This is a genomic window from Halobacteriovorax sp. GFR8, assembly GCF_050955245.1.
Taxonomy (GTDB): domain Bacteria; phylum Bdellovibrionota; class Bacteriovoracia; order Bacteriovoracales; family Bacteriovoracaceae; genus Halobacteriovorax_A.
Window position 1 is genome coordinate 2,889,797 of the sequence record NZ_JBPBLR010000002.1, and the last position, 21,539, is coordinate 2,911,335.

Here is a 21,539-nt window from a genome sequence, read left to right on the forward strand (position 1 = left end):
CTAAGTGAAGAGATGTGCGGGGGAAATATGATTTACAGGGGCTTAATACTATTATTTTTAACATTTAATACTCTTGCGTGCTTAGTTGCAACTGCACCAAAGAATATTAACATTTCAATTTCTCCACTCAGTAAAGGTCTGTATATTTACGACGATTCAGGAACTAGAAGAGAAAAAATGCCAAATATTCTTGCATCAAACTGCTTGACTGCGGCATCAAATAATCATTACACAATGATTACTGTAGGAATTGAAAATTTCGTTCTCACAGATAAATTCCTTACATACAGTATTAATGACAAGGTTACTTACGGCTCTAAAGATTTCTGCCGTATCGAAAATCTTGAAGATACAAATGGAACAACTAAGGATGAAAGAGAGCAACGCCTACTAAAACGTCGTCGTATCATGAATCGATGCCTCGAGTTTGAAGTTAATGACGTTGCTGAGTCTGGTATCGAATTCCCAAAAACTCAGTCAGGCTGTAAAGTCACAAGAATCGATAAGAACAGTGCTAGATTTCAAGGGTACTACTGTTTCTTTAAACCAAGTACTGACTCTGCCTATATCATTAAACCAATCATTAATGAGGCTTGTTTAACAAATGACTTCTACACAGAAAATGAATTTGAATTACAAGATATTTTAGCATCTATTGGTATCTATGTATCAGGAGATGCAACTGGTCGCTCTCCAGATTTAAAATACATTAAAGACTTTAAACTAAGATTAAATCAATCACCTGAAGGAATCTTAGCAGTAAATAAAACAGTTGAGCCAGACGAGCCAAAGTTTCCAACGAAATGGCCAGTAAGTGACATTCAACTTGGAAAGCTATATCTGACAACATCGAAAGAAGCCAAGAATAGTGCATACTTTGGTGTACCATTATTCGTAAGAAATTCATGTGAAAAGAAATGTGAACAAGGAAAGCCATGTACAGCACCATGTAATTATACTCAACCGATTGCTGCTGAGTTCGTCCTCACACAACTAGCAGGAAATGGAAAAAAGCACTATGTTACTTCTTGGTTTGATGGAGGAATCGCTCCAGCGAATTGGACAGGATTAATCAATGGTGTTGGTACACAAATTACATCCAATTATTTTGAAATCGGTAAGGATTACGAACTTGAAGTTATCCTTGATGATCAAGAATATAACTTCATGATGTTCAAGGGCCGTATTAAGTCTCGTTTAAACTTACGTCCGACGACAATCCCTTCTATCAATAGAGAAGGAAGAACGATTGGTGAAATTTCACCATTCTCACAAGTTGAAGTTTTAAAGACACTTCCAAGCTACCCTGTCTTTGATACGATAAAATTCACAGGTAATAGTCACCTTGGAGTTATGAATACAGTTAATTCAATTAGCCGTGTATTTGATGATCCCGTATGGCCTCCATACTTTTCAGACTACTGTATTAACGGATCATGTGTCCTGATGAAAGATCACAAGTTAAGGCTAAAATTAAAATTCAAGGTAACTCAAGATGAAAAAACAGGAGAACTAATTTCAGAAGTTTTAGAATATAAGAAAGAGGGTAACCTTCAAGATAATAAAACAGTTAACAACTATACAGCACCATACTTTACTTGTACTCCTCCAGGGAAAGATCCAACGGACGATGACAGTGATGATGATTTTGGGGATATTGATTTTTAGTAGCTATATATAGCAAAGGGGAAACAATGAAGAAATTACTGATGATTTTATTATTAATGTTTACAAGCACGACTTTCGCAAACGATGTTGATGATATGTTTGGTAGTGGAGAGGACCAATTTGAATTTGAGAAATTTTCAAATGAAGAAATTCTACTAAGAATTGAAGAAGACATTAAAGTCTCGTGTCGAAAAGGAGAATGTACTCTCTTCTCAACAGAAAACAAATTTGCTGGTTTTGAAGTAGGATTCAATATTGGTGAAGGAATGAATCAACAAGCTGGAAGTGGAGTTAATATCTACACTGGAGGATACGGTGGACAAATTAACGGAGAATACTGGGGAGTTAACGTTAGATACTACAACGGTAAGTGTACTCAACGTATTAAGGTACCTAAGTCTGTTTATATTGCTATTAACCGTTATATGTATGGCCTACTTGACACAGATGGTAATACACGCCGTGGCTTCACTCCTGCTGACGAAGCAATGATTCTTTTCTATACAACGATCATTGGAAAATCAAGCAACTGTAGTGGAAATGGCGGAAGCTAAAAAAATTAAGCTTTTCTTTAATTGTTAAGGAAAATTCTAAATTATAAAACCTCTCTATGATGAGAGGTTTTTTATTTCTATTTTTAATTACTTTTACGCCCATGCAAAAATCAAATGGCATGATTGGCAACATCAAGGACTAAATGATTTAGTTACACCTCTAACAACTATCGACTTAAATAATCGAGCTTCTTGTGCGATTGACTCAAAGAAACCTACAACTTCGATGTTTATTTTCTTAAATAACACAATACCTGCCAAAGCAGCATATCGTCTGGCAAATCGAACGGGACAGGATAAAACAAAAGTTATTAAAGAGCTCGTAAGAGATTACAGAAATAAGGTAACTCGCCTTCTTTATGAAATTCATCAAAAACTCATTCATCAAGAGATACCACTTCTTCCCTATCTAGATAGTGAAAACAATATACCAGTTAAGTATCAAAAAATTTTAAAAGAGTGTTATGGTAAGTTAGAATGTCCAAAACTTAATAATTATATGGATATTCTTTGGACAAACTCTCATAAGCTTAAGCATCGACTATACGATAGTTTTGAAGATAGCAATTACATCCAAAAAAAATATATCAAAAACGATGAAACATTTAAGTGCATTAGAATAAAAAAGTTCGGACCATTACAAGCAAACCTTTTTGGTCAAAAGCCCTCAGTCCAAGATCTTAACCGTATCGCTCAAGAGCTACTAGATTTAGATGAAAGAGTATCTGATTGTCGCTTAGAAGATATTGACAAGATTGATAACCTACAAGTTTCTGGTTACCAGTTTGATATCGAAGGAATTAAAAAGAGATACTGGGAGAAAGAAATTGGGTTTGACTACTGGAATTCCATGAAGCTCTATTTTGCTTGGGCAATGAAGAATTTGAAAGTTGAGAACTCTAAGTACGAACAAATCATTAGAAATTCAAATACCCAAGACTATATACTTTTTTCTCCTAATGGATGTAAGAGTGACATCATTCCCGCTTGTAATAATAAAAGACTCGCAGAAAACTCATTTAGAGAGTTCTCTCGCAAGAATTTTGAAAAGGATGCCTTAGAACTCGACATTCTAGCGCCTATTTCTGAAGGAGTTCAAAACGATCTTTTAAAGGACCCATTTGCTAGTGTTAATCAGGACATTCTCGATATTGCCTCGTATAACGATGCTGATAAATGGATCGAGCACATATTTAAAAACCAAACGCAAACCAAAAACTACGTTAAAAACAAACTCATTGATTCATTAACATTTTTTACACTAGTGAGAAATCGCCTAACGCCAGAGGAAGTTAAAGAACAGCTATCATTTTACTTTAGAAATCTAGATGGAAATACTATTAAAAATGATCTTTATTACTTATGTGCAGAAGCTTCTGTTATCTCTGATGATCTATTTAGCTTTACTAAAAAACATATTGAAGGCCTTAAAGGAACTGAACTAATTGATAATCTCGACCTTATCTTTTCAAAGATGCCCTATGATGATGTTATCGATTATTATAAGTCCCTCATGGATGAGACACGTGCTTACTGTAAAAGTCTTGAACAAAAAAATATTTGGAATGATGAATTTGAGATAGAATACGAAGGTTTTCATCAGTGGTATATCGATAAGACACGCGCGGCAAAAACATTTGAAACATTTCCAGAAAAGCATTATGAGAGTGATGCTCTTTCACAAGATTTTATCACTTATAAGAATGGAGATATTATTTGTCGTTCGATAAGTCATTGTTTACGAAAATCAATTATTAATATTATTGAAACATCTCGAGCTAGCTACTATGGTGATCTTTTCTGGAAAGCAAAGTTTTCTCAAGCTTCGGCCGACTTATTTAACCCATATGCAGATCGCGTCTCTTGCAAGGTATATGATCCATATTTCAAAACAAAGCAAGTCATGACTCAATTTGTATCTGATATTGGTCAGGGACTGATGAGTTTCTTCACACCAGGTGTTCTTTATACAAGAGTGAGTCTTACACCCGGCTACGTCACTTCATTTAATAAGATGATTAAAGATGGCCAAATTGAATTTAATAAAGACTACGAAAAATCAAAAGTTAACGTTGAGCTCATTACTGAATTTGGGCCATTAATTGGGGTTCCTTGTGCACTCTCAATTACAGGTAGTACTAAGAGTCCAACAAATTTATATCATTTCAGAGGCATCTCTGTTGGTGCTTGCTTTGATCGCAGCGGTGGTGACGTAATTGCTAATAGTGGTTCTGATGTGTCTTCTAAAGACCCTAGTCGTCGAGCTGCATGTGCTGCATGTCGAATCAATTTTGAAGGGATATCAAACACACTCACCTACTTTAATTCTAAACTCGGTCCTTTCTTCTATGTAGCAAGGGCCCTTTATAGTTTATACAAAGGCCTAACTGATTTTGATAATATCCCTAGAAGATGGGAATTAGACTTAGAAAAACTTAAAACAACTTATCAGCGTTTTGGTGAAATTCCTAAAAGATGTCGTTCAACTCTTTTGAATGGAAACCACTGCCTAAGTAACCAAGATGAAAAATTAGCTGTAGAGACAGTTCTTGAGCGAAACTTTACTATCTTCGCCTCAAAGAGAGTTGTTGATGGATACAAATTTAAAGTCAGAGAATGCAAAAATGATTTAACAGTTAGGGTGGAGCAAAATTTTGCGAGGTTATTTTCATCATGCGAGCAATAATACTATTATTTTTCTTACCAATTATTAGCACTTATGCAATAGATGTTAAGATTGTTTGGACACTAAATTTCACAAAAGAACTACACTTAGAGTGTTCCAACATTGGTTGTCTTGATGGTCAAAGTTCCGATATTATTGAAGAGGCCATTTGTGATGAATGTTTTTCTGACTCAGTAAACTCTACATTCATATTCAATCATATAACAACCTATCTCCATCCAAATGAAGTGATAACTCTTGATGAATTCATCACTTATCTTTATACAGCAGACTATATTACCATCAGCTACAACTCTCCCTATGACCTAGTTTCAAGTCGCTCACCAGAGATCAAAAGATTACTTTATAAAGATTTGTGCCCAAATAAGCACGATGCAATTATATTTTTTAAAAGAGGATATGCAGATACATTCTCCTCTCCAGAGCTTATTTACTGTGGAGAGGAAATATATACTGCACAATTATTTTAGATCGTACCAGTTAACACCAAATGCTGGATCAACTTTTAGTGGAACTTTTAACTCGACAACATTTTCCATGCCTTCTTTGACAAGAGTCTTCATTTCATCAAGCTCAGACTCAAGAACATCAAAGATAAGCTCATCGTGTACCTGAAGAATCATTTTAGACTTTAGTCCGCGCTTTTTCATTTCAGCATCAATGTTAATCATTGCACATTTAATGATATCAGCAGCTGTCCCCTGAATAGGTGAATTAATTGCCATACGCTCTGCATTTGCTTTGATCGTACGGTTATTAGAATGAATATCAGGAAGAAATCTCTTTCTTCCATACATTGTAATTGAATAACCTGTTTTTTCAGCGTCTTCTTTTAGGCTATCTAAGAAGCCTTTAATTTTTGAAAATCTTTCAAAGTATTTTTCAATATAGGCTTTAGCATCTTTTCTTGAAATCTTAAGAGCTGAAGCTAAACCAAATGAAGACTGCCCATACATAAGGCCAAAGTTAACGGCCTTAGCTTTTGAACGCTCATCGCTTGTAACTTCCTCAAGGGCAATCCCGTTAATTTCACTTGCCGTTTGCGCGTGGATATCCTTGTCTTCATTGAAGGCCTTAATCATTGTTGGATCTTCACTATAATGAGCAAGAATTCTAAGTTCAACTTGAGAATAATCGGCAGCTAAAAGTAAGTTACCAGGTGTAGCTATAAATGCCTTTCTCACAAGTCGTCCTGTTTCAGAACGAATTGGAATATTTTGAAGGTTCGGGTTCACACTTGAAAGTCGGCCAGTTTGAGCAACATGCTGATTAAAGCTTGTATGAACCTTTCCTGTTTTAGGATTTACTATTTCAGGAAGGGCCTTCACATATGTCGAAAGAATCTTCCCTAATTCACGATACTGAAGAATTAAACCTGGGACCTCATTAATATTTTTTGAATCAAGCTCTTCTAGTACAGAAGAATCCGTTGAGTAACCTGTTTTCGTTTTCTTAACAACAGGGAATGATAATTCATTAAATAAGAATTCCCCTACTTGTTTTGGTGAATTCAAATTAATTGTGTCATTCATTGAATATGAATCAACTTTCTTTTGAATCTTATCTAAAGACTCTTGTAGATCTTTTGCCATTTCATAAAGATATTCCTTATTTAAATGAACACCTTCAAATTCCATTTCAGCTAAGATTGGAATAAGCTTATTGTCGATATCTTCATAAACACTAACGAGCTCTTTCTCTTTAAGCTCTTCTTTTAGCTGGTTTGCAAGCCTAAAGACTGCAATTGATCTTAGGCCAGAATAAGAAGCCTTATCTTCAACCGTTTCAAGTGAAGTAATAAAAGGAGTCTTCTTATCAAGATTCGTTACCTTTACATTTACATTAGATGCGATAACGTCAAGATTATGTCTCGTACTTGGACTAACATTATAGTGGGCCAGTGTAACATCAAAATTATTCGCCTTAAAATCTAGTCCACGTCTAAGTAAGTGAGAGTAGTCACGCTTTGAGTGTTCACTATATACTTCTCTCGATTCATTACCCCATATTAGCTCTAACAGCTCTTTCTCATTAGAGTCATTTACTTCGACAAAGTAAGAATTATTATCATCAAATGAAATACTTATACCTACAAGATTGCGAGCATGAATATCTTCACTATCAAACTCTGTTTGAACAGCAAGAGCTGTTTGATCTTTTATAAGCTTCTTAAATTCATCAAGAGTCGTAACTTTGTGCTCAAAAGGAGATGCAAGCTCTTCACCTTCTCCTTCCTCACCATCTGCAATAGAAAGTTGGTATTTGAGATCTTCCATTCTCTTAATCATTGAGTTCATACCAAGATCTTTAAGAAATGTTAGAAGCTCCTCTGAAGGATAGAACTTAATCTCAGAATCCTCTGCCTTACACTCTAAATCAATATCTGTGACGATCTTAATTAGTTCTTTTGAGAGCTTTGCATCCTCAACATGTTCAGTAAAAGCAGTTGTTAACTTCTTTCCTTTGAATGTATCTGAAACTTCAAAACATTTCTCAAGAGTTCCATGCTCGGCAAGCAGTTTTGCGGCCCCCTTTGCACCGATTCCACGCATACCTGGAATATTATCCGAAGTGTCCCCCACCATTGATAAATAATCAACGATTTGATCTGGGCGTACCCCCATCTTTTCAAAGACACCCTTCTCATCGTAAGTAACGTCCTTCATCGTATCGAGCATCTTAATATTGCCGCCAACAAATTGCATAAGGTCCTTATCACCTGAAGCGATTAGGATTTCATCAAAATCATCTTTCCACTGAACAACAGTTGAGCCAATAATGTCGTCGGCCTCATATGTTTCATTGGCAACATTTAGAAGACCCATCTTGTCGATAAGTTCTTTGATAAGTGCGAACTGAGGAACAAGTTCTTCAGGTGGTTCAGAACGATTGGCCTTATACTGATCATAAAGTTCATTTCTAAAAGAGCCACCCGAAGTATCGCGAGCAAGAAGCATATGTGTTGGCCTATAATTGGCCATAATTTTTAATAACATTGAAAGCACACCATAAGTGGCATTAACAGGTGTTCCGTCTGGGGCATTCATAGAACGAATTGCAAAAAATGCACGGAATATAAAGTTACTGACGTCGACGACGATTAATCTTTTCTTTGACATATAATCTCCAATTTATGCTATAAATCTAGCCAATTATGTTGAATCTGTTAATGATTAATGTGGAGAATCGATTATGGACAATGCACAAAAGATCGAAATTTATACCAGAGTGAAGCGTGATATCTTTGCTATTTGTGAAGGCGAAAGTAGCACAATTGCAAAAATGGCCACCATTTCTTGTATTTTAAAGCAGGCATTTCCCCATTACTACTGGTGTGGATTCTACATGATTGACCCTACTAAAGAGAAAGAACTTGTTGTAGGCCCTTATCAAGGAACCCTTGGTTGTCTTCGTATCCCTTTCGGCAAGGGAGTTTGTGGCACTGCCGCCCAAACATTGGAAACGCAAATCGTTGAAGATGTTCACTCTATTGAAAATCACATCACTTGTGACCCAAAGAGTCAGTCCGAAATTGTTATTCCCGTTTTAGAAAATGAAAAGTTAATTGCAGTCCTAGATGTTGATAGTGATTTACTTGCAAGCTTTAATGAAATTGATAAAAGTAATTTAGAAGAGATTATCAATACAGTCTTCGCCTAAGCTTGAGTCCCCTGGTCTTCAAACCAATTTGTTTTGCGCTTTTTAATTGCAAGCATTGTATCATCGTTTGCCATAACAGTTGTGTCGGCCATAACATCACCTAGGCGATGCCCTGAATCAAGCTTATAGAGGAGATAAAGCTCAATCCCCACAATTGGAACCCCAACGATAACCGCCATAAACCAACCAGCGACAGGGATAATGGCAAATACTAATGGAATAATAAAAGGTAGATTTCTAATAAAACTTTGCTTAAGTGAACAAGGTGTTCCGTCAACTAAAGAAATTACTCTAAAGCCAATAAATTTCTTACCAACAGACTGACCATTTTGAATTGAGTCAGCAAAAGTTAAGTAGACGATCGAAAGAAGAATACCAATTGGATACAAGAATAGAGACAAAACGACGACAATAAAAAGGTCAATTGCCTTAGCGAGTATGCGTGAATAACGTGCAACCTTAATGGCCGACTTTAAGAGGTACTTTCTATCCATATAACTATCTTATCCTATGAATTTTATTAGAAAACAAGGCATTTTTTGCACCTAGTCCAAACAATAGATATTAACTAAAGAAATGCTTAACTTCTCTATCAGTCAATAGACTTTGATTAATAGCCAAAAATAGGATTTTAATATATAACTTTAGACTGAGACTAAATAGAGCACATACGCTCTGGAGGATAATTATATGAGTACTGTTGGTAAAACTGACGTAACAAATTTTGAATCTGATGTACTAAAAAGCGCGAAGCCAGTTCTAGTGGACTTCTGGGCAGAGTGGTGTGGACCTTGTAAAACACTTGGACCTGTACTTGATGAAGTAGCATCAGAAATTGGTGAAACTGCAACAATCTTAAAAGTGAACGTTGATGATAACGGAGAACTTGCTCAACAATACGGAATTAGAGGGATCCCAACAATGATCTTCTTTAAAGACGGTCAAGCAAGCAAGACTCTAGTTGGTGTTCAAACAAAAGAAGAAATTAAGAAGTCTTTAGAAGAACTTATGTAATAAAAGCCTCTACGATAGAGGCTTTTCTTTTTTGAGAAGGAATTTATGTCTAATTTTATTTCCCACGCATTTAATCACGCCCAAGAAACTCTAACAAAATTTATCGCTAATGAAGAAAACTTCGCCACTATGGAGAAAGCGATAAACGAAATGGTTACGGCCATTAAAGGTGGAGGCCGTGTGATCAGCTGTGGAAATGGTGGTTCTATGTGCGATGCGATGCATTTCGCTGAAGAACTTACAGGACGTTTTCGTAAAGATCGCCCAGCAATGCCGGCCATTGCTATCGCGGACTCTTCTCATATCACTTGTGTGGCCAACGACTATGGTTTTGAATATATCTTTTCAAAATATGTTGAGGCCCATGGACACAAAGGAGATGTCCTTCTTGCCATCTCAACTTCAGGTAATTCACCAAATTGTCTTGAGGCCGTAAAATCAGCTCATGAAAAAGGGATGAAAGTAGTCGGTCTTCTTGGAAAAGGCGGTGGTAAAATGAAGGATCTTGTGGACTTCCCTATCGTTATTGAAGCTGATCTTTCTGATCGAATTCAAGAAATGCATATTAAAATTATTCATACGTTTATAGAGGGAATTGAGCGACAAGTATTCCCTAATAATTACGAGTAGGAACCGGCACAAACTTCCAAGTCTTTAAAATCAAGTGCTTGACGCGAATATGAGTTAAAATATTCTTAAGTTAGTACATAATTTTAAGGAGCTATAAATGGAAGGCACAGCTGTATCATCGGTAAACACGATCGCTGCTTTTTTTCAAAACGGTGGAATCTTCATGTGGATCATTCTCTTTATCTGGGCCGTTGGTCTAGCTATTGGATTAGAAAGATTCTTTAAACTAAGCTTTAAATTTGATGTTGATGGAGCATCATTTATGAATGAACTTCGTCGCTATATTATGGCAAACGATGTTGAAGGTGCCTCACGTGTATGTTCAGGATCAAACGCTGCCCTACCAAAGGTATTAAGAAGTGGACTTGAAAGAGCTTCTGCTAAACCAGAGCAAATTCAAAACGCAATCGATGCAACTGCTTTAGAAATCATTCCAAAAGTAGAACTAAGACTTAACTACCTACAGCTAATTGCTAATATCTCAACACTATTCGGACTTCTGGGAACGATCCAAGGTCTAATCGCTTCATTTGCGGCCGTTGCTGCTGCTGATCCAACGCAAAAGGCAGAACTTCTTGCTAAAGGTATTTCACAAGCAATGAACACAACATTCCTTGGTCTACTTGTAGCGATCACTATTATGATCATTCACGCTTTCCTAAGTTCAAAGTCTGAAAAGATCATCAATGAGATCGATGAGTATTCAGTTAAGTTAATGGACATCTTAAATACAGAAGAAAGTAAGTAATTATGTATAGAAAACCGAGTCGAAAATATAAGAATAAGAAAGTTGAGAGACTGAATCTAATTCCAATTTTAGATTCGGTCTTCATCTTTATCTTCTTTCTTTTAATGTCTGCAAATTTTGTGAGAATTTATGAGATTGGATCTGATGTTCCTATCATTTCAAACTCAACTCCACCAAAGAAGCAAAAAGAGAGATTAGATCTAACTCTAAAGATCAACACGAGTAATATCACTCTACACTCTGGGCCAAATGAGAGACGTATCTTTACAGCAGGTAAAACAGCTGATGGTGAGTACGATCTATTCAAACTAAGAGAAAAGTTAATTGACCTTAAGAAGAGATATGTGGATGAGAAAGAAGTTATCTTCATCCCAAATGCAAATATCTCTTACGAAGAATTAATTAAGATCATGGATGCTGTTCGCGATATCAAGAAAACAGACCCAGAAGTTTGGACAAAGAGAGATGGACAGGACGTAAAGGTTCTAGAGCTATTTAACAATATTATTTTTGGCGATACACAATCGTAGAAATAAAGAATCAGGTTTATTATGAGAAATCGTTCAATTAGAAATAGAGGAATCAGAAGAAAGAAGGAACCGTTTGATATTGACATCACTTCCCTTCTCGACATTCTTGTTATTCTTCTTGTATTCCTAATTCGAAGCTATGATACAACAGGTGTAATTCTTAATATTCCAAAAGATATTACAATCCCACACTCTGCTTCAAAGTCTATTAATGAGCAAGGTGTTGTTGTTCAGGTTTCGACAAAGATCGTCTGGGTTGACGATAAAGAAGTCCTTAATACTGAAACCTTCAAAGGACAGCTCTACTCTCAAGGTGGGAAGCTTATTGTTCCACTTTATAACGAGCTCGTTGCAAAGAAGAAAGAAATTGATGATCTTGCAAAGATGACACCTAATGCGAAAAAATTCTCGGGTATTGTGAATCTGGTTATTGATAAGTCTTTGAAGTATAACTATGTTAAAAAGCTTATGCACACTGCTGCTGAAGCGGGTTTTCAACAGTATAAATTCGTTGTTCTTGGACAAGAGTAGTAATAAAGAAAAAGGCTCCGAAAGGAGCCTTTTTTATTTGTGCTAGAAGAATCTAGTTAAAGTCACGCCAAACTCATCATCCCCATCAAGAACATAGAGCCCTCGATTGTCGGCCTTAGCATCATCACCAATTGTCACTCCACGGAAGTTTAACTTCATCTTCCATGCGTTGTTTAGGCGGCGCTCATAGCTCAAGTAGTAAAGAGTCTCCCCTGCTCTCTCAAGGTCAATGTAGAGACCGAGCATAAACTCATTTGAGTATGCATCGTTAAGTGCTAGACGATGACCAATAAAGAGATCATTTTGAAAAATCTGAGCTTGGCTTCTTTTATCTTTACCAACACCAAGGACGCGTTGGTATTCAGTATAGAATCCAGAACTCCAATTATTATCATAATTATATGTGTACTCGTGACCAATAGACGCTAGTTGATAGTTAAAGATCTCTCTTTGCCCACCAGTATAGTCAATAATTGAAACTGAGTCGTTTACATTAAAGTCAGAGTAAAGGTATTCGAATTTAAAAGTTTGCTCACCCCAAAAGTAAGTGGCCGCAGTACCGTAATCAGCAACATCAAGATAATACGCATTGATATTCCCTGCTAATAAATCAGGTACAGATGCTGCCGCGAAAACAGGTCTCGTACGATCAATATGATCAATAGCAAAGACAGTAAGATCGAGATCACCAAACTGATGTGCATAGTAAACTGCGAATTGATCAAATTCATTATCTTCATCTGAGTCCGTAATTTTATTGCCTTTAACGACATTTTGTTTTTGAGGACTAAGGCCATCAAAGATTCTCATTTTTGAATCAGGATAGAAGCCTTCTTTAAAGTATGGCATATAGATAAACTTCATCGTTCCAATGCTTGTATAGTGACTTAGAACAACAGAAGTTTCTCCAAGTTTTTCAAAGCGTTCAATATTGCCATCATTGATACGAGAGTTGATAACATCCACAACATGGTATGCTTCAAGACGTGACCACATAAAGGTATGTTGTCCTACTGAAGCCTGCCAATTGCCAAAACTACGCCCTAGGTTTAATTCATTGAAGTCCACATAACTATTGTCTTGATACTTCTCATCAGCACGACCGACGAGAGAAAGGTTATATTCCCACCCGCTCCAGTCACCTCTATCTTCTAAGGCAACTTTAACAAAGGCCAATTCATTAGGCTGATTCTCTCCTAAAAGAGTTTGAGCATCATCAACATAACCTCTAAAGTTTAATGAAACCTCACCTCTACCATCAGCTAAAGAACTAAGGCTTGATAGTGTAAGCGCACCTGTGATTAATCCGTATATTAGTGTTTTCAATTTACTTTAACTTCCTCTTAGTAAGATCATTCTCATTAACGGCCTTACCAATAACTCTATTTTTCCACTTAAAAATCGACTGCTTCTTATTATTAAGGTTTAACATAACAATTTTATTAGCACGCCACATCTTTCTCTTACCAACAGTGTATGATTTGAATTCATCCATTGTAGAAGTTTTAATGTGTTCATTTCTTTTATTGTAATATTCTGACTTAACTGGTGCTAAGTACTTTTGAGAAACGTAAAGCACTACTTTAGAGTAAGAACTCTTAGCCTTTGCAACTCTTTCAAGTACCCAAACTTTTTGTCCTGCAACCTTGTCATCTTTTAGATATTTATAATTGTATTTCTCAATTGTTTGACCACCAATATCCTCGAACGAGAATTCAGAACCCATAAATGAACTACCTTTTGAGCGTGAATTAATTTTCTTAACTCGCTTTAAAGACGGAAGATAAAGCCATTGGTCATCATCTTTTTCATTTTTCCATGTCCAAGTAAGTAGCTTTGTTCCTTTAACATCTAATGGTTTTTTAAACTCCATTAAACTCTTATCAACACCATCAAATTCTCCAGATGCCCCTAGCATTTCACGGATAATTTCAACACCACTTGAATCAACTAGGACAAGCTCCATCGTTGATGTATCACCAATATAACCCTTATTCGCTTGATCCATTTTCCTAGCAATCTCTAGGCCTTTATCATTAGCAAATACAGAAAGTGTTAATAACATTAATAAAAGTTTAACTATCTTCATTAGAAACCTCGTGTTTTTTCGGTATGTTTTCCCATCAGATAGTAGCATTCACAACACAATGATTGAACATTTACTCGTGATAATGACAATGGATTCATTAAATTATTGAAAATATGCCCCTTATTTTACAACAAGGGGCGTTAGTGTTTTTTAGATGAATTTAGTAAGCGCTTGAATTTAAGTTAAGTGGTACGTGAACACCAACTTCGGCCCCACCTTTTGGTCGTGGGAATTGAATTGTTTTTAAATGATTTACAACACAATTTTTAACACTTGGCGGAACACCTCGGTCTGCTTTGGCAACACTTGCCTTTGTCACGTTACCAGAGGCACCAATAACAAATTCCATTCCAAGAACTCCAGAAATACCTTTCTGTTGCACATCAAGTTCTTTCTGGTAACAATATCTAAATTGAGGAACGTTCTCCATTAGAATACGCATAATATCATTTCGATCCATTGAACCTAAAATTACCTCACGATATGGTACACCAGCAATATAAACTTGTTTCTTCTGAACAAGTCCATCTGTACCAAACGATGATGAAAGTTTTCCACTCGCCTTACTACTTAATGAACCAACTTCTGCCTTAACATCTGCTTTCTGAACTTGTGCTGAATCACCTGTCGATAGTGCAGAGTTATCATCTGCAAAGCTTTCACTTGCTCCAGAACCAGCTTTAAAAGAATTTAGAGCTCCACCTTTGGCCATAAGTGAGTTCATTGAAGAAGTAAAAGATGTTGATTTATAAACATCAACTTTCCCGCGACTTTTTCTATTTGTCGCTAACTTCTTAACTGTAGTTTTCTTATTTGTCGTACGAGCAGGCTTAGACGCCTTCTTTTTCTTTTGTCTCACAACTTGTTTATCATTTGGCTTCCCTTGTCTCGCCTTCCCTTTCTTAGGAGTTGAAGTAGACTTTTGTCTAGGATCACCTTTACTTTTTGTTACCTTTTTAGGCTTCTCAACATTCGAAACCGCCTGTTTAACTGGTGCTTTCTTTTCAACCTTCTTTTTAACTTCATTTTTAACAACATTCTTCTTCTTAGTGACACGAAGTTGTTTTGGACGATAAAGAATTTTTGCGATTCTTTCAGGAACCTTTTCTTTTTCGATTTCTTTATCTACTTTAAAATTCAACATTCCAGCTGCAAAGACTATAAAGAAGAGAATACAGAAAATAAGATATTTTCTTAATTCTTTATCACGTCTAAAGATCGGTGCAGTCTTAACGATTGGAGGAGCTTCTGTTCCTCTTATAAAAACCTTTAGATTATCCTTTTCAAAAATATGGATATCATCTCGACGAAGTGAACTTTTAGCGTTTTTATTATTTAAGAATGTACGATGCTCAAATCCAGGAATAGTTCCAACTGCAACATCATTCTTTCTAATATCTAGAAGCTCAACTTTATCCTTCTTGCCTAGGTATGGAAATTCAATATCATTTCCACGAGCATTTGAACCCACTAAATAGAATTTCCCATCTTTGTGTGGGATATAATCTAGCGAAACGATTTTTCCATTAAATAAGATAATAACTTCCGCAGCTTCTTTATCAATGCTATATTTAAAGATTGGATAAATTTCATCTGGTTCTTCAAATATATATTCAGAGAATTTTACATTATCATCAATACTTAAAGGATAGTTAACTTGGTATTCTTCATCCTTTCTAATTCTCTCGTCATTAAACTTAGGTTGTTTTGGTAAGTTCTTCACAACCTCTTGAGGGTGAATTAGTTGCTGAGGAGGAAGTTGAGCAGTCGAATCAAAAGTGAATGAGTAATTACCAATTGTAATAGACTCCCCACCTTTTAGTTCAGTTGTAACAATTTCTTCTCCATTAACTAATACAGGTTTTGAAGAAGACATACTGTAGATAGATACCTTGTCTGCAAACTCAATTAGACAATGAATATCATCGATACCAGCACCTCTCATACGTACATCACAAGAGTCACTTGCTCCTAAGATAATACGATTTTTCTGAGGTAGACGAATATCTTTTTTACCTTTTAAATAAAATGATCTTCCTTGATCCACTTCTACTCCCTAGCGTATACGATCCAAACCTTTCATCATTTCAAGATGAAAATTTGGTTTTGAAGGTAATTTATTTTTAAATTGACGAAGGTAGCGACTCGAAACTGTAATTTCACCAGGAGCACCTAGTTCTCCATCAACACTGATCTCTTCAAGATTAAATTGTTCAAATTTCTTATATTTATAAACTACTTTTTCCTTAACAGATTTTTGTCCATAAGCTTGAGTAGTTAATAGTAATAAAATGGCAGACATTAATACTTTCATCATTACATCTTCCTAACTTGTTGATAGAAGGCCTTATCCTTAGCATTCATATCAGTAGTATCTAAATCACTTTGAATTGTAGTTGCATGTTCACTCTTTAATTGCTTCAAAGAATAGTAAAGAGCAATTTTAAGACTTGGAATATCAATATAGTCCGAGTTCATTTCCTTAAGAATTGTATAAGCATACTTAGGCTTAGCATCAAACAGATATGAATATACTAACGAGTTAATCACATCACGATCGTTCTTATTCACTGAATATAAACGTTTAAGCAGAGAAATCGACTTTGAATACAGGCCATATCTAATGTAGATATTGGCAAGGTTGAACATTGCCGTCTTATTATTCTTTTTAAGGATCAGAACCTGTTTAAAAGCTGCAATGGCCTTCGCATCTTTATCTTCATCTACATAGACCACACCAATATTATTAATTGCTGGAATATACTTATCATCTAAAGCAACTGCTTTATTAAAATACACTTTTGCAAGTCTCTTGTTACCAGATTTATAAGAACAAATTCCTTGTTGATTCCAATATGAAGGATTGGCCTTGTACTTCTCATACATTTGATCAAGTTGAGAAAGTCCCTCTTTCGTATTTCCCATATAACAAAGACCTACAAGTCCTGTTTTTTTAGAATCAATTTCTTCAAGTTTATCTAGCTTAACTTTATCCAGAGATTCGTCTTCTAAAACATCATCAACCAGATCATTAATTAAATGATAATCAGCTTCTGCATTATAGCGGATCTGACTCTTTGGTTTAAAATCAGCATTCGTTAGGTTTTCAATTTGCTCACCATCTTCTAATTGCTGAGTTGTCCCCTTCTTTGAAGAAGCACATGAAACCATTAGTAGCATTGAAAGAATAGCTAAATACTTCATTAACGATTCCCCCTCTTATCCATTAAGACCGGTCCTGTCATCGTTGGGAGACCTAGACCTTGTCTCGACAACGTCCCAAAGTTTACTGTTAGAACATCATTTTTATTGATTAAGTTATCTAATTCTCTTTTTAATTGACGTGACTTAGTTGCGAGATTTGCTGAAACGTTGGCCATACTTCCCTTAAAGGACTTCACATATTCAGCGGACTTGCCTGTCGGTGAAAAATTACCAACGTCAGATGAAAATTGATCAAATGAATTAATTAAAAGAGAGTAACTCTTAACCATTGCCTCACCAGACCCCATGGCCACGATTGCTGCGACTTTTCCTTGAATACGATCTAAGCGATTAAACTTTAATTTCATCGTATTATTGAATTTATTTTCAGGGAAGCTAAGAGCTATTGAATTAAAGTTATTAACTTCATTTTCTAACTTATCAACTTCCATCAGAGCGACTTCGTCTATTGTTTCAATTGCTAAGCTTTTCTTCTTTTTCACCTTACTGTAGATATAATTTAGCTCTCCTGCATAACGAGAATTATTCTTCTGGGACCTTGAAAGCTTCGAAAGTTTCCCTACATACTCAGATTTTTTATACAAGCTCTTTGTATAAGCACTTAGGCGTTGACGATATATTGAATCGGCCTTGCTTAATAGTTTAAAATCAATATAGTAATCAAAGATTTGCTCATACGATGCTAACAAAGTCGAATTATTGAATCGACACTTAGATTGTGCATCAACAAAACTAACAGCAGCACTATCTTTTCGAGTAGCAAGTCCCATAACGATATAGTTCTTAAGTAAGCCTTCTTTATTCTTATCTCTAATCGAACATGTTTTCGTTAACAACTTCTGAGTTAGTGCCATACCTGCATCAACTCTTTGTCTTAAAAATAACTCACTAATAATGCTATTAAAAGATTCGTAGAACTTAGTTATTTCAGAAACGAGCATTTCATCAATTGCGCGATCTAACCATTTAGACATAAGATCAACATTACCTGATTCATAGAATAGAACGGCAATATTGTAAGCAGCATTTCTTTTGGCCTCAGCAGTACTTTCTTTGTCTTTATAGATAAACAAGTAACCTTTTAATGCCGTTACCTTATCACCCTTTTGGTTCGCCTTTTGAATATCTGAGAACTGGGCAACAAGAATAATTTTATTCAAGTGAGTAATAAAGCCTCTTCTAAGAGGAATCCCTGTGGACTTTAACTCACCAACAAAACTCATAAGTTCTGATTTATTCTTTTGAGATTTATGTAAGTCAACAATACGCCCAATCATTGCCTCATTCTTTGAGATAGCTCTTGGGTTTTCCTTAGCATAAACAAAGAATAAGCTCTGAGCTTTTTTGGCGTCTTTTTGTTCATCGACATAATAAGAAAATAGTTTTTCAACGGCCTTATTCTTTTTAACCTTCGAATCTTCATGCTTAATATATGTCGAAAATACTTTTTCAAAATATTTTGATCTAGTTGAAGCAGACGTTTTCTTATCATTTAGTACGACAATCATACCTGCTAGCGAACGCTTAAAGTACACATTATCTGTCTTATCCGATGAGATAACCTTATCGTACATAAAGAGTGCTTGTTTGTACTCTGCTGCTGCATAGTAAGACTCACCGGCATAGAATAGTGCCCTTTCACCTAAGTTCGGATCGACTTCTTGTGAAATGAAGTAAAGTTCTGCTGCAATACGCCCCTTAAATCTCATGACCTTTGGACGTTTCTTATTGTGTGACATTCCCAATTCTTTTTGGAGATGAGCTGCTCTCTTTGTCACATAGAAAAGTGCTTCTTTTCTTTGTTCAGGGTTTAGTTTTGTTTTAGTGATTGTACGTGCAAAAACAAGAAAATTCTTATTATTATTATACTTATCGTAAATCTGAAGAAGTTGAACTAAAGACTTCGCCTTATATTCTTCATTATTCCCTCTAAAAGCAGATTTAAACATACCTGCAGCTTGAGAATACTTTTGCTTATCAAGAAGAAACATTCCCATATCGTAGAAATTCTTCTCTGGAGTTCCTTTTTCATTCTGATAAAACTGAAGAGCTCTCTTTGTGTCGCCCTTATCTGCATAGAAATAACCAACATCACGTCCGGCCATATCTTTCTTATCAATATATTTAGGACTCTTAGATAGGCTATGAACCTCTTTCATCTGCTTAATCGCAGTATTCTTCTTTCCTACTCTAAAGTTAGACCAAGCCAGATTGTATAAATATTTTGTATACCACTTATCATCTTTAATTTTATAGATGACAGTATCGTAGTATCTCTTAGATTTATTAAAGTCCCCTTCTCGGTAGTAGATATCACCTAGAGCAAGGCGAGACTTCACACCAATTAAGTCATTCTTTGGCGCAGACTTAACGGACTTAACAAATAAGGACTTTGCGCGATCCATTTGAACATTCTCAAGTTCATTATAAGCAAGGATATAATAGATATGTGAACGGGCCTTTGCATTTGGCCTCTTCTTTAAGATTGCTAAACCGATTTGTTGAGCACGGTTGTAGTAAGAGCTAGATTCTGCAAAGAACTTCTTGCGATCAATACGCTTCTTATCCTTAATATCTAAATTGAAGAAGTTTTCATTCTCTTGTTCACGAATGATTCGGCCCTTTTCTAAATTTAATTCGGCCATACGTAAATCGAGCATTGTATCGTTTTTTGAGTATCGTTTCATACGCACAAGCTCTTTAAGCTCCATATCGATTACTGAAACAATACGATCTCTTTTAGTATTAAGCTTGATACCAAAAGAATTAAAACTTATAAGAGTTGCAAATAATAAAACCTTAATCATTTCTGACACTCCGATCGAAGAGCAAATACATAATCACCTAACTCATCGGCCCAAAACTCACCATTGAATGACCAAAAATATTGTTTTGAGTTTCTCTTTAGGTACTTAATGTCTCCCCTAGCACCCGTATCTGTAATTCCACTATATAAAAGTGCTTTTCTTGCATTTAAAGCTTCAAGTCTTAAGTAACTTAGACCAATGAATGACTTTTCTAATTGGGCAGAAGTTAACTTAAAAACCTTTTTCACATATGACCCAATAAGCTTCTGCTGTAAAAATAGCGAATCTTTCAGATTGATTGCAAGAATCTTTCTTAGTCTTCTATTCCTTACTTTTTTAATTGTTTTAATTTCTCTAAGCCCATCTTTATAACTCTTATAAAGTTGAAGAAAAGCTGGGTCCTTTCTTACGTTTTCAAGAAGCTTATTAGTTAATGAATCGTAATACTTCTTTCCATCAACATAACTATTGATAAACTTGAAGTACCACTCAAGAGAGTGTTTCTTAGCAAGCATCTTATCAATAACTTGCTTAGACTTATCGAATTCTTTATAGTGATCATCAATGATATTGGACATATCATCATATAGGCATAGCTTATAGTAGCTCAGTGCCTTCAAAACATTAATCTCAGGATTTACAATATAGTTAAGAACAGGGGCTTTATATGTTACTAACTTACCAAGAGTCCTGTTATAGTCTCCCTTATAATAACTATTCCATGCCTCTTCAATTAGTAGCTCAGGCCAAATATATGATCTTTTATCAATATCAATAAACGCAAGTTCTGACTCTTCAAGATTTCTTTGTTCATACTTTACTCGAGCAATTCCGGCCAAGCAATAGTCTTGATTAATCTGTAGTTGCCTTGCTCGAACTTCATCATTACTATTTGTTGATTGATCAATACAATTTTCAAATGCGCCAACAGCGGCCTTGAAACTTCTTAGCATTGTAAACGCCACACCTTCAAGGTGTAAGGCAAATGGTTTAACCGGATGAGCCGATGGGATTGTACCATTTAAAGTTTGTAATGCTTCCTTGTATTTTCTTCTCTTCAGTTGCTTTTTTGCAAGTAGATACTTAAGAGTCGGTGAATCAATATTTTTCAGATAGCTTTCTGGTAACAGGATAAATTGTCTATCCCCTACTTTTGATACAACTTGTTCAAAAAGATATTCGAAATTTTTATTCGTTCTTCCTTTATATGTAACTAAGTACTCTTTCACGTAAGGTACTGCTGTGTGATACATCTCTTTATCAATTAATTGCTTAATGATATTTGGATAACGAGTAATACGATTTTTTGATTTCGTTAAATCGGTCCATATTGACTCAAGAGCGTAAGCCTGACCCAATATTAGAAATGTTATAAGCGCTTTCTTAAACACAATAGC

The 21,539-nt window shown here is 35.6% G+C and carries 19 protein-coding genes; 10 read left to right on the top strand and 9 right to left on the bottom strand.

The annotated features are described in order from the left end of the window. The first annotated feature begins 27 nt into the window (after nt 1-27). The 4 genes from ACRXC1_RS14440 to ACRXC1_RS14455 all read left to right on the top strand — a co-directional run bounded on the left by ACRXC1_RS14440 (nt 28) and on the right by ACRXC1_RS14455 (nt 5,378). Entirely contained in the window at nt 28-1,668 is a 1,641-nt protein-coding gene (locus ACRXC1_RS14440) for a hypothetical protein (protein ID WP_433659822.1), read from the top strand. 26 nt (nt 1,669-1,694) lie between these two features. After that, complete coding sequence (locus ACRXC1_RS14445; protein WP_433659824.1) at nt 1,695-2,222, top strand: hypothetical protein; 528 nt, start codon at nt 1,695-1,697, stop codon at nt 2,220-2,222. 226 nt (nt 2,223-2,448) lie between these two features. Next, a complete protein-coding gene (locus ACRXC1_RS14450) occupies nt 2,449-4,908 on the top strand; it encodes a hypothetical protein (protein ID WP_433659826.1) in 2,460 nt (819 codons plus the stop codon). Beyond that, nucleotides 4,896-5,378, top strand: a complete 483-nt coding sequence (locus ACRXC1_RS14455) for a hypothetical protein (RefSeq protein ID WP_433659828.1) — start codon at nt 4,896-4,898, stop codon at nt 5,376-5,378. Before ACRXC1_RS14450 ends, ACRXC1_RS14455 begins: the two co-directional genes overlap by 13 nt. Here ACRXC1_RS14455 and polA read toward each other — a convergent pair. Then, the gene (polA, locus tag ACRXC1_RS14460; RefSeq protein ID WP_433659830.1) at nt 5,370-8,027 is read right to left on the bottom strand and encodes a DNA polymerase I; all 2,658 of its coding nucleotides are present in this window, start codon (nt 8,025-8,027) and stop codon (nt 5,370-5,372) included. The genes ACRXC1_RS14455 and polA overlap by 9 nt on opposite strands. 73 nt (nt 8,028-8,100) lie before the next feature. Between polA and ACRXC1_RS14465 the strand changes: the two genes are divergently transcribed. Beyond that, on the top strand, nt 8,101-8,568 hold the full coding sequence (locus ACRXC1_RS14465; protein ID WP_392910667.1) for a GAF domain-containing protein: 468 nt from the start codon (nt 8,101-8,103) through the stop codon (nt 8,566-8,568). Here ACRXC1_RS14465 and ACRXC1_RS14470 read toward each other — a convergent pair. Then, complete coding sequence (locus tag ACRXC1_RS14470; protein WP_392910669.1) at nt 8,565-9,062, bottom strand: RDD family protein; 498 nt, start codon at nt 9,060-9,062, stop codon at nt 8,565-8,567. The two genes, ACRXC1_RS14465 and ACRXC1_RS14470, sit on opposite strands and share 4 nt — an antisense overlap. 196 nt (nt 9,063-9,258) lie before the next feature. On the opposite strand from ACRXC1_RS14470, the gene trxA reads away from it, so the two are divergent. The 5 genes from trxA to ACRXC1_RS14495 all read left to right on the top strand — a co-directional run bounded on the left by trxA (nt 9,259) and on the right by ACRXC1_RS14495 (nt 12,021). Next, nucleotides 9,259-9,582, top strand: coding sequence for a thioredoxin (gene trxA, locus ACRXC1_RS14475; protein ID WP_021268010.1), 324 nt, complete (start codon nt 9,259-9,261; stop codon nt 9,580-9,582). Nucleotides 9,583-9,627: 45 nt separating this feature from the next. Beyond that, nucleotides 9,628-10,212: a D-sedoheptulose 7-phosphate isomerase gene (gmhA, locus tag ACRXC1_RS14480; protein ID WP_433659834.1), complete on the top strand. Its 585-nt coding sequence runs from the start codon at nt 9,628-9,630 to the stop codon at nt 10,210-10,212. A gap of 97 nt (nt 10,213-10,309) precedes the next feature. After that, complete coding sequence (locus ACRXC1_RS14485) at nt 10,310-10,960, top strand: MotA/TolQ/ExbB proton channel family protein (protein WP_392910671.1); 651 nt, start codon at nt 10,310-10,312, stop codon at nt 10,958-10,960. Nucleotides 10,961-10,962: 2 nt separating this feature from the next. Further along, nucleotides 10,963-11,490, top strand: coding sequence for an ExbD/TolR family protein (locus tag ACRXC1_RS14490; protein WP_392858104.1), 528 nt, complete (start codon nt 10,963-10,965; stop codon nt 11,488-11,490). A gap of 21 nt (nt 11,491-11,511) precedes the next feature. Then, nucleotides 11,512-12,021, top strand: coding sequence for a biopolymer transporter ExbD (locus ACRXC1_RS14495; protein ID WP_021268040.1), 510 nt, complete (start codon nt 11,512-11,514; stop codon nt 12,019-12,021). A 42-nt stretch (nt 12,022-12,063) separates the two neighbouring features. Here the strand turns inward: ACRXC1_RS14495 and ACRXC1_RS14500 are convergent, their stop codons facing one another. The 7 genes from ACRXC1_RS14500 to ACRXC1_RS14530 form a co-directional block, all read right to left on the bottom strand. After that, the gene (locus tag ACRXC1_RS14500; RefSeq protein ID WP_433659837.1) at nt 12,064-13,347 is read right to left on the bottom strand and encodes a hypothetical protein; all 1,284 of its coding nucleotides are present in this window, start codon (nt 13,345-13,347) and stop codon (nt 12,064-12,066) included. A gap of 1 nt (nt 13,348) precedes the next feature. Then, nucleotides 13,349-14,110, bottom strand: a complete 762-nt coding sequence (locus ACRXC1_RS14505; protein WP_392910678.1) for an outer membrane lipoprotein-sorting protein — start codon at nt 14,108-14,110, stop codon at nt 13,349-13,351. A 160-nt stretch (nt 14,111-14,270) separates the two neighbouring features. Beyond that, nucleotides 14,271-16,157: an AgmX/PglI C-terminal domain-containing protein gene (locus tag ACRXC1_RS14510; protein WP_392910680.1), complete on the bottom strand. Its 1,887-nt coding sequence runs from the start codon at nt 16,155-16,157 to the stop codon at nt 14,271-14,273. Nucleotides 16,158-16,166: 9 nt separating this feature from the next. After that, a complete protein-coding gene (locus ACRXC1_RS14515) occupies nt 16,167-16,427 on the bottom strand; it encodes a hypothetical protein (RefSeq protein ID WP_392910681.1) in 261 nt (86 codons plus the stop codon). Then, a complete protein-coding gene (locus ACRXC1_RS14520; protein WP_433659840.1) occupies nt 16,427-17,314 on the bottom strand; it encodes a tetratricopeptide repeat protein in 888 nt (295 codons plus the stop codon). Before ACRXC1_RS14520 ends, ACRXC1_RS14515 begins: the two co-directional genes overlap by 1 nt. Beyond that, nucleotides 17,314-20,142, bottom strand: a complete 2,829-nt coding sequence (locus ACRXC1_RS14525) for a tetratricopeptide repeat protein (protein ID WP_433659842.1) — start codon at nt 20,140-20,142, stop codon at nt 17,314-17,316. Before ACRXC1_RS14525 ends, ACRXC1_RS14520 begins: the two co-directional genes overlap by 1 nt. Then, nucleotides 20,139-21,533, bottom strand: a complete 1,395-nt coding sequence (locus ACRXC1_RS14530; RefSeq protein ID WP_433659844.1) for a hypothetical protein — start codon at nt 21,531-21,533, stop codon at nt 20,139-20,141. Before ACRXC1_RS14530 ends, ACRXC1_RS14525 begins: the two co-directional genes overlap by 4 nt. Nucleotides 21,534-21,539 lie beyond the last annotated feature (6 nt).

Coding starts and splice junctions, on each gene's coding strand:
- trxA (WP_021268010.1), top strand. CDS start 9,259: ATGAGTACTGTTGGTAAAACTGACGTAACAAATTTTGAATCTGATGTA.
- ACRXC1_RS14440 (WP_433659822.1), top strand. CDS start 28: ATGATTTACAGGGGCTTAATACTATTATTTTTAACATTTAATACTCTT.
- ACRXC1_RS14470 (WP_392910669.1), bottom strand. CDS start 9,062: ATGGATAGAAAGTACCTCTTAAAGTCGGCCATTAAGGTTGCACGTTAT.
- polA (WP_433659830.1), bottom strand. CDS start 8,027: ATGTCAAAGAAAAGATTAATCGTCGTCGACGTCAGTAACTTTATATTC.
- ACRXC1_RS14455 (WP_433659828.1), top strand. CDS start 4,896: ATGCGAGCAATAATACTATTATTTTTCTTACCAATTATTAGCACTTAT.
- gmhA (WP_433659834.1), top strand. CDS start 9,628: ATGTCTAATTTTATTTCCCACGCATTTAATCACGCCCAAGAAACTCTA.
- ACRXC1_RS14495 (WP_021268040.1), top strand. CDS start 11,512: ATGAGAAATCGTTCAATTAGAAATAGAGGAATCAGAAGAAAGAAGGAA.
- ACRXC1_RS14515 (WP_392910681.1), bottom strand. CDS start 16,427: ATGATGAAAGTATTAATGTCTGCCATTTTATTACTATTAACTACTCAA.
- ACRXC1_RS14520 (WP_433659840.1), bottom strand. CDS start 17,314: ATGAAGTATTTAGCTATTCTTTCAATGCTACTAATGGTTTCATGTGCT.
- ACRXC1_RS14465 (WP_392910667.1), top strand. CDS start 8,101: ATGGACAATGCACAAAAGATCGAAATTTATACCAGAGTGAAGCGTGAT.
- ACRXC1_RS14525 (WP_433659842.1), bottom strand. CDS start 20,142: ATGATTAAGGTTTTATTATTTGCAACTCTTATAAGTTTTAATTCTTTT.
- ACRXC1_RS14485 (WP_392910671.1), top strand. CDS start 10,310: ATGGAAGGCACAGCTGTATCATCGGTAAACACGATCGCTGCTTTTTTT.
- ACRXC1_RS14490 (WP_392858104.1), top strand. CDS start 10,963: ATGTATAGAAAACCGAGTCGAAAATATAAGAATAAGAAAGTTGAGAGA.
- ACRXC1_RS14445 (WP_433659824.1), top strand. CDS start 1,695: ATGAAGAAATTACTGATGATTTTATTATTAATGTTTACAAGCACGACT.
- ACRXC1_RS14505 (WP_392910678.1), bottom strand. CDS start 14,110: ATGAAGATAGTTAAACTTTTATTAATGTTATTAACACTTTCTGTATTT.
- ACRXC1_RS14450 (WP_433659826.1), top strand. CDS start 2,449: ATGTTTATTTTCTTAAATAACACAATACCTGCCAAAGCAGCATATCGT.